This is a genomic window from Sphingomonas sp. Leaf30 (assembly GCF_001422525.1).
Lineage (GTDB): Bacteria > Pseudomonadota > Alphaproteobacteria > Sphingomonadales > Sphingomonadaceae > Sphingomonas > Sphingomonas aerolata.
On sequence record NZ_LMKZ01000016.1, the window covers coordinates 278,287 to 295,424 of the forward strand.

At 65.5% G+C, this 17,138-nt stretch carries 11 protein-coding genes and 3 pseudogenes; 9 read left to right on the plus strand and 5 right to left on the minus strand.

The annotated features are described in order from the left end of the window. Nucleotides 1-1,644: an L-lactate permease gene (locus ASE89_RS13035; RefSeq protein WP_056678418.1), complete on the minus strand. Its 1,644-nt coding sequence runs from the start codon at nucleotides 1,642-1,644 to the stop codon at nucleotides 1-3. Between the two features lie 248 nt (nucleotides 1,645-1,892). Here ASE89_RS13035 and ASE89_RS13040 point away from each other — a divergent pair, with 248 nt between their 5' ends. The 4 genes from ASE89_RS13040 to ASE89_RS13055 all read left to right on the plus strand — a co-directional run bounded on the left by ASE89_RS13040 (nucleotide 1,893) and on the right by ASE89_RS13055 (nucleotide 7,858). Beyond that, nucleotides 1,893-4,136: an alpha-amylase family protein gene (locus tag ASE89_RS13040; protein ID WP_056678421.1), complete on the plus strand. Its 2,244-nt coding sequence runs from the start codon at nucleotides 1,893-1,895 to the stop codon at nucleotides 4,134-4,136. Next, nucleotides 4,136-5,425, plus strand: a complete 1,290-nt coding sequence (locus tag ASE89_RS13045) for a glycerate kinase type-2 family protein (RefSeq protein WP_056678425.1) — start codon at nucleotides 4,136-4,138, stop codon at nucleotides 5,423-5,425. Before ASE89_RS13040 ends, ASE89_RS13045 begins: the two co-directional genes overlap by 1 nt. Further along, nucleotides 5,422-6,204: a 2-oxo-tetronate isomerase gene (gene otnI, locus ASE89_RS13050; protein ID WP_056678427.1), complete on the plus strand. Its 783-nt coding sequence runs from the start codon at nucleotides 5,422-5,424 to the stop codon at nucleotides 6,202-6,204. Before ASE89_RS13045 ends, otnI begins: the two co-directional genes overlap by 4 nt. A gap of 343 nt (nucleotides 6,205-6,547) precedes the next feature. After that, complete coding sequence (locus tag ASE89_RS13055; protein WP_056678430.1) at nucleotides 6,548-7,858, plus strand: gluconate:H+ symporter; 1,311 nt, start codon at nucleotides 6,548-6,550, stop codon at nucleotides 7,856-7,858. Between the two features lie 201 nt (nucleotides 7,859-8,059). Here the strand turns inward: ASE89_RS13055 and ASE89_RS13060 are convergent, their stop codons facing one another. After that, a complete protein-coding gene (locus tag ASE89_RS13060; protein WP_056678433.1) occupies nucleotides 8,060-9,721 on the minus strand; it encodes a carboxylesterase/lipase family protein in 1,662 nt (553 codons plus the stop codon). A gap of 33 nt (nucleotides 9,722-9,754) precedes the next feature. On the opposite strand from ASE89_RS13060, the gene ASE89_RS13065 reads away from it, so the two are divergent. Then, nucleotides 9,755-10,729, plus strand: a complete 975-nt coding sequence (locus tag ASE89_RS13065) for a hypothetical protein (RefSeq protein ID WP_236701779.1) — start codon at nucleotides 9,755-9,757, stop codon at nucleotides 10,727-10,729. An 86-nt stretch (nucleotides 10,730-10,815) separates the two neighbouring features. On the opposite strand, the gene ASE89_RS13070 is transcribed toward ASE89_RS13065, so the two are convergent. Both ASE89_RS13070 and ASE89_RS13075 read right to left on the minus strand, forming a co-directional pair. Continuing rightward, nucleotides 10,816-13,815, minus strand: coding sequence for a glycosyl hydrolase family 28-related protein (locus ASE89_RS13070; protein WP_056678440.1), 3,000 nt, complete (start codon nucleotides 13,813-13,815; stop codon nucleotides 10,816-10,818). Nucleotides 13,816-13,863: 48 nt separating this feature from the next. Then, a complete protein-coding gene (locus ASE89_RS13075) occupies nucleotides 13,864-14,112 on the minus strand; it encodes a helix-turn-helix domain-containing protein (RefSeq protein ID WP_056678442.1) in 249 nt (82 codons plus the stop codon). Nucleotides 14,113-14,381: 269 nt separating this feature from the next. Here ASE89_RS13075 and ASE89_RS21460 point away from each other — a divergent pair, with 269 nt between their 5' ends. From ASE89_RS21460 to ASE89_RS21605, 4 genes and pseudogenes are all read left to right on the plus strand, one after another. After that, the gene (locus tag ASE89_RS21460) at nucleotides 14,382-14,846 is read left to right on the plus strand and encodes a GntT/GntP/DsdX family permease (protein ID WP_269082966.1); all 465 of its coding nucleotides are present in this window, start codon (nucleotides 14,382-14,384) and stop codon (nucleotides 14,844-14,846) included. A gap of 2 nt (nucleotides 14,847-14,848) precedes the next feature. After that, a pseudogene (locus tag ASE89_RS21465) lies at nucleotides 14,849-15,467 on the plus strand (GntT/GntP/DsdX family permease); the annotation flags it as partial. A 109-nt stretch (nucleotides 15,468-15,576) separates the two neighbouring features. Then, nucleotides 15,577-15,648 (plus strand): annotated as a pseudogene (locus ASE89_RS21600) (hypothetical protein); the annotation flags it as partial. Between the two features lie 123 nt (nucleotides 15,649-15,771). Then, nucleotides 15,772-16,456: pseudogene (locus tag ASE89_RS21605) on the plus strand (FadR/GntR family transcriptional regulator). On the opposite strand, the gene ASE89_RS13090 reads toward ASE89_RS21605, so the two are convergent. Further along, on the minus strand, nucleotides 16,453-16,998 hold the full coding sequence (locus ASE89_RS13090; protein ID WP_056678445.1) for a gluconokinase: 546 nt from the start codon (nucleotides 16,996-16,998) through the stop codon (nucleotides 16,453-16,455). The pseudogene ASE89_RS21605 and the gene ASE89_RS13090 sit on opposite strands and share 4 nt — an antisense overlap. Nucleotides 16,999-17,138: the final 140 nt, after the last annotated feature.

Genomic DNA, 17,138 nt, shown 5'->3' on the forward strand with positions numbered 1-17,138 from the left:
TCATGACGGGATGATGCCGGGGAAGACGTATTGTTGAAGCATGACGATCACCCCGAGCACCAGCGTCAGGAACACGCTGTGCTTGAAGGTGCGCGCCAGGATCGCGCCTTCCTGTCCGCGACAGTCGGTGGTGCTGGTGCCGGTCGAGATGTTCTGCGGCGAGATCATCTTGCCGAGCACGCCGCCCGACGCGTTGGTCGCTGCCATCAGCACCGGGTTCAGATCGAGCTGGCGTGCGGCGACGACCTGAAGGTTGCCGAACAGGGCATTGCCCGACGTGTCACTGCCCGACAGGAACACCGCCAGCCAGCCGAGGAACGCGGACAGGAACGGAAACAGCGGTCCGACCGACGCGACCCCGACACCCAGCGTATAGGCCATGCCGGAATAGTTCATGAGGTAGGCGAGGCCGACGATCGTCATCGTCGTCGCGAGCGGCAAGCGGATTTGGCGGAGCGTCTGCCGGATCGCCGTCAGCAGCTGCGCAGGCCTCAACCGAAGCAGCAGCGCGGTGATGATCGTGGCGACCAGGATCGCGGTGCCGGTGGCCAGCGGCTGGAACGACCAGATCGCGGCATAGGGCTTGCCATAGGTCGTGATGAAGATCGCCTCGTGCAGCCCCGGCCACGCCGCCTTGACTTCGCCGATCAGGTTAACCTTCAAGTGTACCCACAGGATGACGGTGACCGACAGCACCAGCCACGGCAGCCAGCCCTTCAGACTGTTGCCGGGAACGGCGGGCGCGGGCGTCGCGCTCGATGCCATTTCTGGGGATGCCGTGTCTGGCGATGCCGTAACGGGGCCGCGAAGCGCGAACGCGGGATCGGGCTTGATCCGCCAGACCTTCACGAACGCCAAAGTGCAGACCAGCGACGACAGCGATGACAGGACGTCGGTCAGCGCATAGCCGAGGAAATTCGCAGATAGGAACTGCATCACCGCAAACGATCCACCCGCCACTAGCAGGACCGGCCATACGCCGCGGAGTGCTTTCATGCCGCCATAGACCGCGATCACGTAGAAGGGGAGAAACAGGGCGATCAACGGCAGCTGCCTGCCCACCATCGCACCGAGCGCGACGTCGTTCAGTTGCGTCACGGCCCCCAGCGTGATGATCGGCGAGCCGAGCGCGCCGAACGCGACGGGTGCGGTGTTGAACATGAGGGTGAAGACGATCGCTTCGATCGCGGGAAAGCCGAGCGCGACCAGAAGCGCGCTGGTGATCGCGATCGGGGTGCCGAACCCGGCGACGCCCTCCAGCAGGCACCCGAACGAGAACCCGACCACGACCAGCGCCACCCGCCGATCGTTGGGCAGATGCTGGACCATCCAGGCACGGAACGCATCGAAACTGCCGGTGACCACCGCGATGTTGTATAGAAGCAGCGCGTTGAGCACGATCCACATCACCGGCCACGCCGCGAACGTCGCGCCCGCGAAGATGCTGTTCAGCGCCAACCCCGCCGGCAACCGCCACACCGTCACCGCCAGGACCAACGCGACCAGGACGCCGACGATGGACGCCTGCCAAGCGGGACGCCGCACGATCCCGAGGAGTACGAGCACGACCACGATGGGCAGAGCGGCGGCCAGGAACGACAGCGCCAGATTATCAGCGACCGGGGTGACTAACTGGCGGAACATTCGTCCTCCTCTCCTACTGTGCCTTCTGGCATCGATCGCATGGTCCTAAGGCGCGATGACCATTAGTTCAATTGGATAGTATATATAGCCAAGATTGTATTACCCCACGTTGGCATCGAATTGAGAACGTTGTAATTGCATATTTCGATTACCCTGCTGGTCGTCGGTCAAATCCGGCTTGAAGAGCCGCGGCATGTCGTGGTAATAAAGATTATCCAAGAGAAGAATACGCCATGGGAGGAGATGCAATGGTCGGCAATCAGCCGGAGCGCCTGGACGGTATCGACCGCCGTACCGTGATCGGCGCGGCAGCGCTCGGCGTCGGGGCGGCCCTCCCTGGAGTCGCGTTCGGACAAGCGACCAAGACCGCGACGGGCGAAGGATGGGAATGGGGCCCGATGCGCTGGGTCCAGATCTGCGCGACCGAGGACGATCCCGGTCGCTACGACATCGGTTTCTGGCTCGATTTCCTCAAACGCACCAGCACGCAGGGCGTGTGCCTGAGCGCGGGCGGGGTTACCGCCTTCTACCCGACCAAGGTGCCCTATCATTATCGCAGCCCGTATCTGGGCACCGGCGACATGTTCGGCGATCTGGTCCACGCGTGCAAGGCGATGGGCATCCGCGTGCTCGGCCGCGTCGATCCGCATGCGATGCGCGCCGACGCGCTGGCCGCGCATCCCGAATGGGTGGCGCGCGATGCCGCCGGCCAGCCCAAGCGCCATCCGACCGACCGCGATCTGTATCTCACCTGCCCCAATGGCCCGGTCACGTTCGACTGGATGCCGCAAGTGCTGCGCGAGATCGTCAGCACCTATCCGGTCGACGGACTGTTCGGCAATCGCTGGGCGGGCGGCGCCGGGCTGTGCCACTGCGCCGTCTGCAAGACCAAATTCAAGGCGGCGAGCGGCTTCGCGCTTCCCACCGCGCTCCGCGACGTGAGCGACCCGGTGGTGCGCGCCTATCTCGTCTGGGACGACGAGGTCCGGTACGAGCAGCTGGCGCTGTGGGGACGGACCGTCACCGCGGTCAATCCGCAGGCGTTCTTCACGCCCGGAACCTGGGGACGGCTCGATCCGCGTCGCCTGCGCCGCACCGCGCGCGCGTTGTTTGCGGATCGCCAGGCGCGCAGCGGCAACGCGCCGGCATGGCTGAACGGACGCAGCGCCAAGGAAACCGCCTGCCTGATGCCCGACCGGCCGATGAGCGGCATCTTCGCGGTGGGCGAGACGGCGACCCCCTATCGCTTCATGGATTCGGTGCAAGCGCCGACCGAGATCCGGGCCTACCTCCACGACGGGCTGGCGCACGGCTTCCGGCCGTGGATGACCAAATTCAAGGCGGAGGTGTTCGACAAGCGCTGGGTGCCGGCAGTGGCCGAATCCTATGCCTGGCATGCCCGCCACGAGGCGTATTTCCGCAACACCGACAATCTCGCGCAGGTCGCGATGCTGCATTCGTCGCAGACCAACACCTATTATGTCGAGGAGGTGCAGCGCGCCGACGGCGGCTCGGGTGGGCCGCAGGACGCACAGTCGCTGCGCGGCAGTTCCGACGATGCTACCAACGGCTTTTACCAGGCGCTGGTGGAAGCGCGCGTACCCTTCGCGTTCGTCGACGAACGGCTGCTCGAGCCCGAGGCGATCGATCGGTACAAGGTGATCGTGCTGCCCAACATCGCGGCGCTGTCGACAGCACAATGCGCGGCGCTACGCGGCTATGTCGCGCGCGGCGGCGCGATCGTCGCGACTCACGAAACCGCGCTGTACGACGAATGGGGCAAGCGCCGCGCGAACTTCGGCCTCGCCGACCTGTTCGGCTGCGACTTCGACGGCACGATCGATCGCCGCGTCCAGAACAGCTATCTGACCGTGCGAGGACCGGGTCCGCTGACCGTCGGACTGGACGATACGCCGCGCATCATCGCCGGCACCAAGCGCGTGCACGTCCGGCCCAGCGGCGCCAGCCTGCCCGCCGCGTTCACGCTGGTCCCGAGCTATCCCGACCTGCCGATGGAGAAGGTCTATACCGCGACGCGGACGACCGACGAGCCGATGGTGTATGCGCGCCGGTTCGGCAAAGGCCGGGTCGTCTATTTTCCGTTCGATCTTGATCGGACGTTCTGGGAAAACTCGACCGGTGACCATCTCGCGCTGTTGCGCAACGCGGTCGTCTGGGCCGCGGATGGGCCGCAGCCGATGGCGGTGACGGGCCCCGGACTGCTCGACATCAGCTATTGGCGACAACGGGGTTCGCTGGCGGCGCATCTCGTCAACCTGACCAACCCGATGGCGATGCGTGGCTATATGCGCGAAGTGCTGCCGGCCGGCCCCTATCAGGTGAGCTTGCAATTGCCGCGCGGCGCCACCTCGCGCCGCGTGCGCCTGCTCGAAGCCGAACGCGACGCGACGTTCCGGCGGGAGGGCGATCGCCTGATCGTCGAGGTGCCGCAGATCAAGATACACGAAGTCGTCGCGGTGGATCTGGCGTGATGGCGGAACCGATCGCCAAGCTGAGCCCGTGGACCGACCAGACCGCTCGCGACGCGCTGCGCCATCTCTTCGACGTGGCGGTGGCGAGTGCGGACCCCGCGCGCGTGCTGGCGCAACATCTGCCACGAAAACCGCAGGGACGTTGCATCGTCGTCGGGGCAGGCAAGGCGGCCGCGTCGATGGCGGCGGCGGTCGATGCGGCCTGGCCCGACGTCGACCTGTCGGGCATCGTCGTCGTGCCGTACGGCTACGGCATGCCCGCCGGACGCATCATGGTACGCGAGGCGGCGCACCCGGTACCCGATACCGCCAGCGAGGCCGCCGCGCGCGAAATCCTCGCAGCGGTCGCCGGGCTGCGGCCTGAGGATCTAGTGCTCGTGCTGATATCGGGCGGTGGATCGTCGGTCATGGCGCTGCCGGCACCGGGCATCACGCTGGCGGACAAGCAGAAGGTCAGCCGCCTACTGCTCGCCTCCGGGCTCGACATCCGCACCATGAACGTCGTTCGCCGCCGCCTGTCCGCGATCAAGGGCGGCAAGCTGCTGGCCGCGGCACATCCGGCCCGCGTCGTGACGCTCGGGATCAGCGATATTCCCGGCGACGACATGGCGGCGATCGCATCGGGTCCGTCGATCCCCGATCCCACCGCCGACATGGACCTGCGGCATGTCGTGGCATTGCTCGGCGACCAGCTTCCGGCGGCGGTTTCCGCCCGGCTGCTCACTGTGGAGCGAGCCATACTCTCCAGCGGCGACCATGATGCCTGCCTGATCGGAACGCCGGCTGCCGCCCTCGACGCAGCCGCGGACGCTGCCCGAGCGCTGGGTCTTCATCCCATCCTGCTCGGCGATGACCTGGAGGGTGAAAGCCAGGCGCTGGGCCAGGAAATGGCCGCGCTCGTACGCCGCGGGGTACCCACGCCGACCGTCCTGTTGTCCGGCGGCGAGACCACCGTGACGCTGGCGGGAAAGACCCCTGGGCGAGGCGGACGCAATACCGAATTCGCGCTCGCACTGGCGTGTTCGATCGAGGGACTGCCCGGCGTCTGGGCGCTGGCAGGCGACACCGACGGCGAGGATGGCGCCAGCAAGGCCGCCGGCGCGCTGATCGCCCCCGATACGATAGACCGGTGCGCAGCGATCGGTCTCGATGCCCACACGTATCTGGCCGCGCATGACAGCGGCACGCTGTTCGCGACGATCGGCGATCTGCTCGTCACCGGCCCCACCTGTACCAACGTCAATGATTTCAGGGCGGTGCTCGTGCTGCCATCGGAGGACCACGCATGACCCGCCTCGCCGCCAACCTGACCATGTTGTTCACCGACCTGCCGTTCCTCGACCGGTTCGCCGCCGCCGCCAAGGCCGGTTTCAAGGCGATCGAATGCGTGTCGCCCTATGGCGAGCCCGCCGAGGCGGTGGCGGCAGCTGCTCTGCGACACGGCCTGATGGTAGCATTGTTCAACCTGCCGCCGGGTAACTGGGCAGCTGGCGAGCGCGGCATCGCGGCCGACCCGGCACGCGTCGAGGAGTTCCGCCAGAGCATCGATACGGCGCTGGCCTATGCGCGCGCGACCGGATGCCGGACACTCCACGTCATGGCGGGCAAGATCGCCCCCGGCGCGGACCGGGAGGTCTGGACCCGCACCCTGATCAACAACGTCCGGATCGCCGCCGACATGGTCGCGGGCGACGGTATCACGCTGGTGCTCGAGCCGATCAACACGCGGATCGATATCCCGACCTATTTCTACGACACCACGGCCGCCGTTCTGGACGTGATGGACGCAGTGGGTCGCGACAACGTCAAATTACTCTACGACGTGTATCACATGCAGATCATGGAGGGCGACGTGGCCCGCGCGATCGAGCGCCTGCTGCCGCGCATCGGCCATATTCAGATCGCCGACAATCCGGGGCGGCACGAGCCAGGAACCGGCGAACTGAACTTTCCGTGGCTCCTCGAACAGATCGACACGCTCGGCTACACGGGATGGATCGGGTGCGAATATGCGCCCGCGACGGCGACTGTCGCCGGCTTGGGCTGGGCCGGACGGTATCTCGGCTGAGTTGATTTACGGCACGTCGGCCCCGACAAGCGCCCAACGACGATCGCGCGGGATGGAGGATGGCCATTGACGACGCCGGCATCGCGGACTCCTGGCACCCCTGGAACGGGGGACGATGTCCGGTAGCCGATGATGCGGCAGTCGCGGTCCGCTGCCGCTATGGTCCCCGGAAGTTCGCGCGCGCCGGCGACCTGCGATGGTCGCACGACCAGTATCTGGCTTACGGCGCCGAAGACATCGTCGCGTACGCGCTCGTCGACGAGAGCCCCGCCCCCGCTGCCGTAGGACCGCGACGGTCGCCCGAGCCAGCAGAAAACCCCTTTGCCCGTGCAGGAGACACGCCATGACCATCCTCGCGGTGGCGCTTGCCGTTGGCCTGCTCGTGCTGCTCATCTCGGTGGTAAAGCTGCACCCGTTCGTCGCGTTCCTGATCGCGGCACTGGCGGCGGCGATGCTGCTCGGCCTGCCGCTCGACCGCGTTGCAGGATCGCTGACCCGCGGAATCGCCGACATGCTAGGGTCGCTGACCGCAATCCTGTGCCTCGGCGCGATGTTCGGCAGGATCGTCGCGGACAGCGGCGCCGCGCAGCGCATCGCCGATACGTTGATCCATGCTGTCGGGCGCGGGCCGATCACGCTGGCGCTCGCGCTGGCGGGGTTCATCGTCGGCATACCCCTTTTCTACAATGTCGGCTTCGTCCTTATGGTGCCGCTGATCCTGTCGGTCGCACGCCGTTCGGGCATGCCGACCGTGTATCTCGCCGTGCCGATGCTGTCCGGACTGTCGATCGCGCACGGCTTCCTACCGCCGCATCCCTCGCCGACCGCACTGGTGGGGATGTTCGGCGCGGATATCGGGTTGACGCTGATCTATGGCCTCGCGGTCGGGATACCGACGCTGCTGATCGCCGGACCGCTGTTCGCCCGCAGCCTGCGCGGCATGACGGCGCATCCCCGCCCCTCCGCCGATACGCCGGAGGTCGTCGTGAAACTGCCGAACGCGACCGCCAGCTTCGCGATCGCGCTGTTGCCGGTCGTGCTGCTCGCAGGCGCAACCGTCCTGATGACGCTGCCCGCGCTCCCGCCGGTTGCAACGGGCTGGGTCGCGTTCGGCGGCAACCCGGTGGTGACGATGCTGATCTCCGTGCTGGCCGCGATGCTGATCCTCGGCGTCGCGCGGGGCACGTCGCTGACGCGGCTGTCGACGGGCAGTGGAGAGGCAGTGAAGGACATCGCCGGCATCCTGCTGATCGTCGCCGGCGCGGGTGCGCTGAAGCAGGTGTTCGTCGATGGTGGCGCGGACGTCGCACTGGCCGGCTGGTTGAGCGGACTGAGCCTGCCGCCGCTGGTACTGGGCTGGGGCCTCGCGATGGTGATCCGGGTGGCGCTGGGGTCCGCCACGGTCGCCGGCCTGACCGCGGCCGGCATCGTCCAGCCGCTGATCGCCGCGCACGGCGTCGATCCCAACCTGATGGTGCTCGCGATCGGCTCGGGCAGCCTGATGTTCAGCCACGTCAATGACTCGGGCTTCTGGATGTTCAAGGAATATTTCGGCCTGAGCCTGGCCGAGACGTTCCGATCCTGGTCGGCGATGGAAACGCTGGTCGGAGTTTTCGGGCTTTTGTTCACGCTGCTGCTCAGCTTGGTGGTATGATAATTCCGAGATGAGCTCCTAGGTGACTTGCCTGGCCCTTTAGTCTCGGGCGCATCGCCCACATTGCGCTCTGACCCAATAGGCGACATTCAGACGGACGCTCCCGCTTCTCGGAACCCGCCGCTCATCCATGCTACAAAATGCGGCAATGATCGCCAGTGGAGCAGGCACTCCAACCCCACGAAAAACAGGGTTTGAGCTTCACGCGCTTAACAATATTCTCCGGGACCCCCCTTCGGGATCGTCGACCATTCGGCATTGGTCGTCAAACACCATCGTCTGGCAACGGACCGGGTCGCTAGGGCTCCACTTCAGCCCCGGCTGGCTCGGATTGCCCGTTCGCGCGAAGGTCGCCCAGGCCCCCGCCATGGTTCGCGCCAATCGCTGCGCCTCGGGGGTATTGCCGGTGCCCTGTTCACAGCGCGCGGTGTTGTCGAAGCAAAAGGCGAGGTCGGCAGTATGCCACGCTCCCGCCAATCCATCGAGCTGTGGCGACTGCCACTGGAACAGATATTGATAGACCTGGGCGCCGCCCTGCACGTGTTTGAGGCGCACCATATCCTGAACCCGATTGCGATAGGCGATGCTCTGCACCCCATAGGACAGTGTGCGAACCGCCTTTTCCGGGTGGGCTTTTCTCATTGATGCAATCAGTGCGTCGGCCTTGGCAGCGCCGAGTTGCCCGGTCAGGTCCTTGCGCCACTCGGCTTCGCTGGGGTTCGAGCCCCATCGCATACCCTCCTCACTGGTATTGCCGATCAGCATGGGCACATTGCGCGAGACCTCGGGCGCGACATCGGCGAACGACCGGACTTCGATGACCTTGCCGTCGAGCGTCGGCCCCCAGCCCACCCGCGGTGTTGCCGGCGGCCCGCCCAAGCTACGCACCATCGGCTCGTTGATTTCACCGGCCACGGTGCTGCTTGCGGCGGAAAGGTCAGCCCATGCCACTTTCTGCAACGCAGCGATGTCGTTTGGCGCGATACCGAGGTGCTTCACCAGTCGCCGCGAATATTCCAGCGACTGCTCCGCCGTCGGTAACGCGCCGCCGCCACCCGACTGCGCCGCGGCCCGGTGGATCAGCCCCTTGCCCGATTTCATGCCGAGCAGTGTAGTGACCTTCGACCCGCCGCCCGACTGGCCATAGATCATCACCGTGTCCGGGTCCCCGCCGAATGCAGCAATGTTTTCCTGCACCCAGCGCAACGCAGCGATGCAATCGGTCATGCTGACATTAACCGACTCTTCATAGGCCGATCCACCCACCTCGACGAGATCGAGAAATCCCAGCACGTTTAGCCGATGGTTGATCGACACCTGCACCACGTCGTGATGCCGTGCCATCTGCGCACCGTCGTGCGAGGCCAACTCGTACGACGATCCGAAAGCGAAGCCGCCGCCATGGAAATACACCATCACCGGGCGATTGCCGCTAAGCGATGGCGTCCAGACGTTCAGCTTCAGCATGTCCTCGCCCTGGAAGCCGTCGTCCCATTGCTGCAGGAACGTATGCTCGACCGCGCGGAAACTATGCGTCGTTTGCGGGCTGTTCGCGCCATAGACGAGCGCATTGTACGGCTCGGTCCACGGCTGCGGTGGCTTGGCGGGCAACCAACGGTTTTCGCCGCCGGTGTCCTGCCCATAAGGAATGCCCTTGAAGGTGAAAACGTCGCCAGCGACATAGCCGCGCACAGGACCATATCGCGTCTTGGCAATTGCGCTGCGCGGCGTCGTGCCGTCCCGCGTAGATCTGCGCGACAAGGTGCCAATGCTTTGTGCCTGCGCCATAGGCAGGGCCAGTCCGAAGCCTGACGCCACCGATGCAATCAATGCACGTCGACGGTCGATTAGCGGTCCGGCCATATCCTGCTCTCCTATCGCTGCCTCGTTTCGGGCGTGTCTGAAGCAAAGCGTAAAAGCGGCTATCCACCGCGTCAATACTCATACAAGATGTGCGAAAGGTCGGGAGAATATCGTATGCGTGTTGTGCCTTTTTTGCTCGCGTTTGCAGGGGTATCGATCGGTTCGATCGTCCATAGCCAGGAAGTAGAACGCGGCAGCGGCCCCTATCCGGCGATATTCGAAGCGCGGGACGACCTTCCGAACCACGTCGTCTATCGCCCGACCGATCTTGCACCGGCGCGCTCGGACGGGCTGCCCATCTACGTGTTCGGCAATGGCGGATGCAGCTCCGACGGCACCAGTTCGCGCAACCATCTGCTCGAGATCGCGTCACATGGATATCTGGTAATAGCCTCTGGTACGATCCTGCTCGGCGCCCGGCCTGCGGTCCCTACCCCGCCGCAGCCCGGTGCGAAGCTGACGACCGAAACTGAAACTCGCCTGCTCACCGACGCGATCGACTGGGCACAGCGTGAGAACCGCCGCGCCGGCAGCCCGTTTGAGGGCCGGATTGCGACCGACAGGATCGCAGTGTCAGGCTGGAGCTGCGGCGGCCTACAGGCGCTGAACGCCGCGCAGGACCTGCGCGTCACGACATCGGTCATCATGAACAGCGGCTTTTTCCCCGAGGGGACCAACCCGTTGAGAGGGGTGGTATCGGATAAGGCGCTGCTAAAGACGCTGCACGGCTCGGTCCTTTATATCCTGGGCGGCCCGACCGACATTGCCTATCCCAACGGCACCGATGACTACCGGCGATTGGGGAACATTCCCGCGGCAATGGTGAACATCCCGGTCGGTCATGGCGGCACCTACATGCAACCGCATGGCGGCGTTGGCGCCGAAGTCGTGACGACATGGCTCGACTGGAAGCTGAAGGGGACAAAGGCCGCCGGAGCGCGATTCACCGGCCCCGCATGCGGCCTCTGCAACGATCCGCGGCTAACTCTGGAGCGGAAAAACTTCTGACATATGCGTAACCGCTTCCTAAAGCACACGACCGCTCCTGTCACCGCCTCCGCACGCCGTTCGCTGGCAGCCATCGCCCGGTCCACTCAGATGCCAACCGAGTAGAGCGCGTGATGGGTCAGGATGAACAGCGTGCGCTGGTCCGGGCCGCCGATCAGCACCTGTAGCGGCCGCTCGGGAATGTCGATGCGCCGCACTTCCCGGCCGTTCGCGTCATAGACCCACACCTGCCCATTCGCGACATAGAGGTTGCCCGTGGAACCGCGCGCCACGCTCTCGCCACCGCGCGGAGCAACGATGCGCAGGTCGCCAAGCGCTCCGCTTGCCGCCACCTGGCCGCTGTACGTCAGGTTCTCCGACGCGTTGGTCAGGTAAACGCGCTCGCCCGCGTGCGCGGTCACAAGGCCGTAGCTGTCGAGCGTGTCGGACCAGCGCCAGCCCTGGTGATCGTCTGGACCCTGGTTCCACACCCGGAACGCGGGGATCGCAACCGAGCCGTCGGGCGAGACATAGGCCTGACGCTTCGGTTCGCCCATCTTACTGGTGAAGAAGCTGGAGAGCCGCGGGTATTCGTAGGTCTTCTGATCGATGCGATCAGCGAACTCGCCGTTTGCCCAGACGTTAACCGGGAGCGCGACCGCGCTGCCAGCGCGGGGTGCGGTGGCGGCGATGGTGCGAACGTCGTCGGGCGCCTTGGGGTCGATGCTGTAGACCGTGCCGTCGCGCCCGGCGCCCGACAGCACGAGTAGGCGGCCCGACCGGTCGACCGTCAGGTTCACCGGATCGAGCGTCGCCTGGCTGACGGTGGTGAGCCCTTCTGACGTCGACCAACCGTGGATGCGCTGATGGAACCGGTCAATGAAGTAGAGCTTGCCTTGCGTATCGACCGCACCGCCCGCGATCGAGTAAAAGCCATCGGCCAGCTTCGTCACGCCGGGCGTCACCGGAACACCCGTGACCGTCGCCGGGCGCGCGCTGCCGGCGGGCACGTCCAGCTTCGCGAACTCGCGCTCACGAACTTCCTGACCGGACGTCATGTCCTTTATGGCGTTTTCGAACGGATACTTGCTTGCGCGAACGTAGGTGCCGCACCCTTCGGTGTCGCAATGCGCATAGGCGCTCTCGGCGTTCACATGGACGTTGCGGAAGCGGATGTCGCCCGAATTGACCAGCCGCACGGCGGTATCCATCGGCTTTGCGGTACGCGTAACGCGATACCCGTGATAGTTGGCGAACAGGATGTTGCGGCTATTGTGGAACTCGGTGGAGACCGCGTACACGCCGTCGCGCACCTCCTGCTCGGTCTGCGGCGCCAGGAACTCCCAATTCTCGACGTTGCGCAGCACGATCTCGTTCTTGAAGTGATGCTCCGCCGAGAGCTCGTAGACGTGCCCCGGAGTCTTGGTGTCGGTCACGGCGAAGCCGGTGGAGGCAAGCCCGTTCGGGGTCCAGATCGCAGCGAAGGTGCCGCCGCCGCCGTCAGTGACCGAGATGCTGGCCTGTTGCCCGTCCCAGCGCGCCTCGGGATCGATCCCGCCGCCATGGGCTTTGCCATTGGTGTAGACAACCGGCCCATGGATTCGAACGTCGTTGATCATCGATCGCTCGCCAGCGCGCCAGATGATGTTGGAGGCGCGCGGGTTCACGCCCCCGGCGTAAAGCCCAAGGCCATAGACAATTGCGTCGCCGCCTTTTGCACTCTCGACCATCGCCTTGGCCCCGCCGACCCCGGCAAAACGCGGCGTGTTATCCGGGAGGTAGAGCTGGGTCTGGTTCGGATGCAGCGAGATCAACACGCTGTCCGGCCTGAGTTTCAGCGTGTCAGTGATGCGGTATCGGCCGGTCGGCAAATAGACGACGCGGTGCGCATTGACCGCACGCTGGAGCGCGGCGGTGTCATCGGTCTGGTCGTCGCCCTTCGCACCAAGCGTGCGGGCATTCGCCCATTCGCTGACGGGCGGCAGCAGGGGGAGCGCCGGCGCGATCGGCGGGGGCGGCGCTGCCAGCGGAGTCATGGTGATGTCGGTCGCGATCTTGCCCATTTCGCCTATGCGGGACACCTTTAGCCCATGGGAGAAGTCGCTGAGTCGCCAACCGGCGCCCTTGCCGGAAATCGTTCGGCCGCTCTCACGAAATTGTGCGAACACCGGCGTGTTCACGCCGACCGCATTTTCGAAGCCGATCTGGGTGAAGGCGCTCTGTTCGCTGGAGATGACGACGCCGGCACGGCTGACGTTCTCGAACCGGACGTTCTTGCCCCACAACGAATCGGAATAGCCGCGGTCGATCTCGATCCCGACCGGGGTGTCGCGCATCGTTACGTTGACCAGCGTCAAATCAACTTCATGCTCGCGGATCGCGGCGTCGCGCTGGCCGGAGAACTCCGAATCGATCAAGGTGAATTGCCACGCGGGTGACGTCTTCTCGGTCACGATCCCGTAGCGACCGCCAAAGAAGCGCAGGTTGTCCGCCTCGTTTCCCGCCTGGTAGATCCCGGCGAAGCCCGAACCGAGGCGGAAGTCGACGTGGCGCAGGAAACCATGCTGCGCGACCCGGAAGCGAACCGCAACCGCGCCTGCATTCCCGTCGCCGATCTCGAAATCGACGTTCGCCAGCGCCGAATAGAAGGTGGTGGAGGTCGCGTCGAAGGTCGTGTCGCTGAAGGGCACGCTGGTGGGTGGCGGCACGGGCGGCTTGCCGGCGCGGTACTGGTCCTCGCCCGTGAAGCTCAGCATCGCACCAATGCCCTTGGCAAAGCCAGGCGTGTTGTCCGCGAGAATGAGCACGGGGCGGGTCGGTCCGACACCGAACATCCGCACCCCGGAACGCAGAAACACGGTTCGCGAAATCCGGTAGCGACCCGAGGGTAGAAAGACGACGCCGCCTCCCCCCCGCTGCCGGTCTGCGGCGACGGCATCGATTGCCTGCTGGATCGCAGCAGTATCGTCCGCGCGCCCGTCGCCGATGCCCTTTACCGTCACGGCGCGGGGATCGTCGGGAGCGGTCAGAAAGACCGAGGTCGATTGTGCCAAGGCAGGAACGGGCGCGAGAACAAGCGCGATCAACAGCAGGCCGGACGCCTTCATGGGAGTGCTCCGTAATATGATGGGCGGCTACGACCGCTGTAGGGAAAATCAGGCGCCGCGGAGCATCAACGATTCCGCCGCGATCGCCACCTGTGTGCGGTTGTGCACGTTCAGCTTGCGCATCAGCGCCGTCATGTGCGCCTTCACCGTCGCTTCCGCGATGCCGAGGTCATAGGCGATCTGCTTGTTAGCCTGTCCAGAACGGACGCCCCGCAGCACCTTCACCTGCTTCGGCGTCAGCTGCACCGACATACCGTCGTCACACGCTGGCAACATCGTTGCCGCGAGCGCTGCCATTGCTCCCTGACTGGTACCCATCATCCCATCCTCCCTCGTCGTTCAAAACCTGACGTGCCGTCGTATGTGCCGACGGGGGCGTCCACTACGCTCCGGTTGATCCGGAATCGGTTGGACAGATTCTAGTATGTCCAGCTACGACAGGCATATTCAAGCCTTTTTTCACGTGTATTCTCAAGACCTGTTGGACAACTTGGGCCACGAGAGCGCAGCAAGTGTCCCAGGGGGAGCATAGTGGTGTCAAAGCTGAGCATCTGTGGGCGCGCTTGGTGACCGGCGGCAGTGATCTGCAACTGGTGGCGGCGGCGATTTCCGGTATCGCACTCGCGATCGTGATGATCGTGCGCGGTCGTTTGCACCCTTTCATAGGACTGCTTTGCGGCGCTTTCGCCGTCGGGTTGTTCGCCGCGATGCCGCTCGCGGACACTACGAAGGCGGTTCAAAAGGGTGTCGGCGACATCGTCGGCCGCACCGGTCTGGTCGTCGCGCTCGGCCTGTCGCTTAGTGCGATGCTCCACCTGTCGGGCGTGGCGGTCGCGCTGGCAAGCAGCGCGCTCCGCATCACGGGCCCGCGCGCAGCACCATGGGCGACGCTCGGCATCGCGATCGTCATCGGCCCGCCGCTTTTCTTTGAAACCGGGTTGGTATTGCTGCTGCCGATCGTGGTCGCCGCCGCGAAGGAAATGACCAGCGGCAGCACGCCCGCCGCGCGAGCCGCTGCAAAGCTGCGCTAATCATGCCGGCGCTCGCCAGCCTTGGAGTCGTACACGCGCTCGTCCCGCCGCACCCCGGTCCGCTGCTTGCGGTCGAGGCGCTGGGCGCGAATCTCGGTCTCCATGTTGTACGGTGTGCTGATCGCAATTCCGATCGCGGTGCTCGCCGGACCGGTGCTGGCCCGGGTTGTAGCGCCCGGCATACGTCTGACAGAACCGGTGCTGAGTGATCCGGTGACGGATCTGGTCGCCCCGTCGCATAGCCGCGCGCTGTTCATCGTCCTGCTGCCGATCGTGCTGATCGCCTCGGGCAAGTTGGGCAAGCTGATACCAGGTCTGGAAGGCTCGGTTGTCCTCGCCGCGGTGGCAAACCCGGCGCTCGCGCTGCTGATCACCAACCTGCTCGCGCTGACCCTGCTGTTTGGACGGCACATCAGCGAGGCCGCGACTCAGGAGTCGATCTGGCACGAGACGATGGGGGCAGCTGGCGCGATTCTGCTGGCGATCGGCGCAGGCGGTGCGCTGAGGCAGGTGCTGGTCAGCGCAGGCCTCTCCAACCTGCTCGCGCGTGTTGTGATGATGGACTCGATCTCGCCCATGCTGCTCGGTTGGCTTGTCGCCGTTGGCATCCCGCTTGCCGCCGGCTCGGCAACGGTCGCGACCATTACGGCGGTCGGCGTTATGCCCGGCGTCGTTGCCGCGTCGGAGCCCTCCCCCCGAGTTGGTCGTGCTAGCGATCGGTGCGGGATCGGTGTTCTTCAGCCACGTCAACGATCCGGGGTTTTGGCTGGTTAAGGGAGATATGGGCACCAGCACCGCCGATACGTTCCGCACTTGGTCGCTGCTCGAAACGGTCATCTCGGTCGCCGGTCTCGTCATGGTCGCCGGCTCAGTTACATCATATGACCGGGTTCAGTCTCGATGCGACGTCCGCGGACGAGCGGTCGTGAAGGGGGAAAGGCTGGCGGATCGCGCCTATACGGCTATTGTCAGAATGATCACGCAAGCGAATCTTTCGCCCGGCGAAAGGCGACCGGCTGCCGTCGAAGGCGCGGCTGGCGAAAACGTTCGGCATGTTGCGCACCATCGTGCGCGGAGCGCTGGTGCGGCTCGCCGCCGATGGCATCACGGGAAGCGCGCTGTGGTGCAGGCTCCTACGTGACGCGCCGCCCTCCGAACGGCTCGGTGCCTATATGCCGCTCGACGGGCCGGCGGCGATGCTCGGCACCTACGAAGTGCGGTTCTTGGTGCAAGCCGAGGGCGCGCGGCTGGCGGCGTAGCGCCGCTCGACTGATGACCTTGCGTTGATCGAGGAGCGCATGGCGGCGCTACGCCGCGCGCTTCTGTCCAGAGCGCCTGCGCATGACGAGGACTGGCTGCTCCATCGTGCGATCCTGGAGGCAACCGGCAATGACGCCTTCGTCGCGATCTTCGATCAGTTGCAGGACAGGGTGATACATATCCTGCGCGCCGGCGTTGACATTTCCCGCACGCGTCCACCCCACGTGATCGAGGCGATGACCGATGAACACGACGCGATCGTCGACGCGATCAGAACGCAGGGCGGTGACGGCACGGCGCTGGCGATGCTTTGGCACCTGTGGCAGAGGCGCAAGCGGCTGATGCCCTAGGCAGCGACGTCGCTACGCGCCCGGTGCAGCACCGCATCGCGCAGTTTCTCGACCGACCAGGAACTGGGCAGTATCAGCGCGCGCTCGTCCGGACCGGGACTTTCGAGCGCGTCGAACTGGCTGTCGAGGAGGCTTGCGGGCATATAATGGCACGTGCGGCGGGCAAGCCGCCCGGCGATTTCCTCGCGCCCGCCGTCGAGCAGCACGAACAGCAGCGGCACGCCCGCGGCATGCTCCAGCCGGCTCCGGTAGCTGCGCTTCAACGCCGAACAGGCGGCGACCGCCTGCCCGTCGTCGCGTACCGCAGCGCCGATCGCTGCGCCGAGCCGGTCAAGCCACGGCCAGCGGTCCAAATCGTCGAGCGGGTGGCCCGCCCGCATCTTCGCCACGTTGGCCGCGCCGTGAAAGTCGTCTCCCTCGAACGCAGCGCAGGCGAGGTGCGCCGCGAGATCCTGCATCAGGGTCGACTTGCCACAGCCGCTCACTCCCATGACGACGATGGCGCAGCGCGGCAGGGCAGCGGGGATTGACAGGGGTAGCACGTCCTTCTTCCTGGCTTTCGCCCTAATCGCAGGGCTCGGCCCTCGTTCCGGCGAGGTAGTGCAAGCTGCCGCGCGCGGTGACCATCGCGACCTTTGTCGCAGTCGCACGGTCAAGGCACCATGCTAAGAGGGTCGTTACG

Bases quoted from the DNA above. Each gene is read 5' to 3' on its own strand.
- ASE89_RS13045 (WP_056678425.1), top strand. From the start codon at position 4,136: ATGGCGGAACCGATCGCCAAGCTGAGCCCGTGGACCGACCAGACCGCT.
- ASE89_RS13060 (WP_056678433.1), bottom strand. From the start codon at position 9,721: ATGGCCGGACCGCTAATCGACCGTCGACGTGCATTGATTGCATCGGTG.
- ASE89_RS13040 (WP_056678421.1), top strand. From the start codon at position 1,893: ATGGTCGGCAATCAGCCGGAGCGCCTGGACGGTATCGACCGCCGTACC.
- ASE89_RS13070 (WP_056678440.1), bottom strand. From the start codon at position 13,815: ATGAAGGCGTCCGGCCTGCTGTTGATCGCGCTTGTTCTCGCGCCCGTT.
- ASE89_RS13075 (WP_056678442.1), bottom strand. From the start codon at position 14,112: ATGGCAGCGCTCGCGGCAACGATGTTGCCAGCGTGTGACGACGGTATG.
- otnI (WP_056678427.1), top strand. From the start codon at position 5,422: ATGACCCGCCTCGCCGCCAACCTGACCATGTTGTTCACCGACCTGCCG.
- ASE89_RS13055 (WP_056678430.1), top strand. From the start codon at position 6,548: ATGACCATCCTCGCGGTGGCGCTTGCCGTTGGCCTGCTCGTGCTGCTC.
- ASE89_RS13035 (WP_056678418.1), bottom strand. From the start codon at position 1,644: ATGTTCCGCCAGTTAGTCACCCCGGTCGCTGATAATCTGGCGCTGTCG.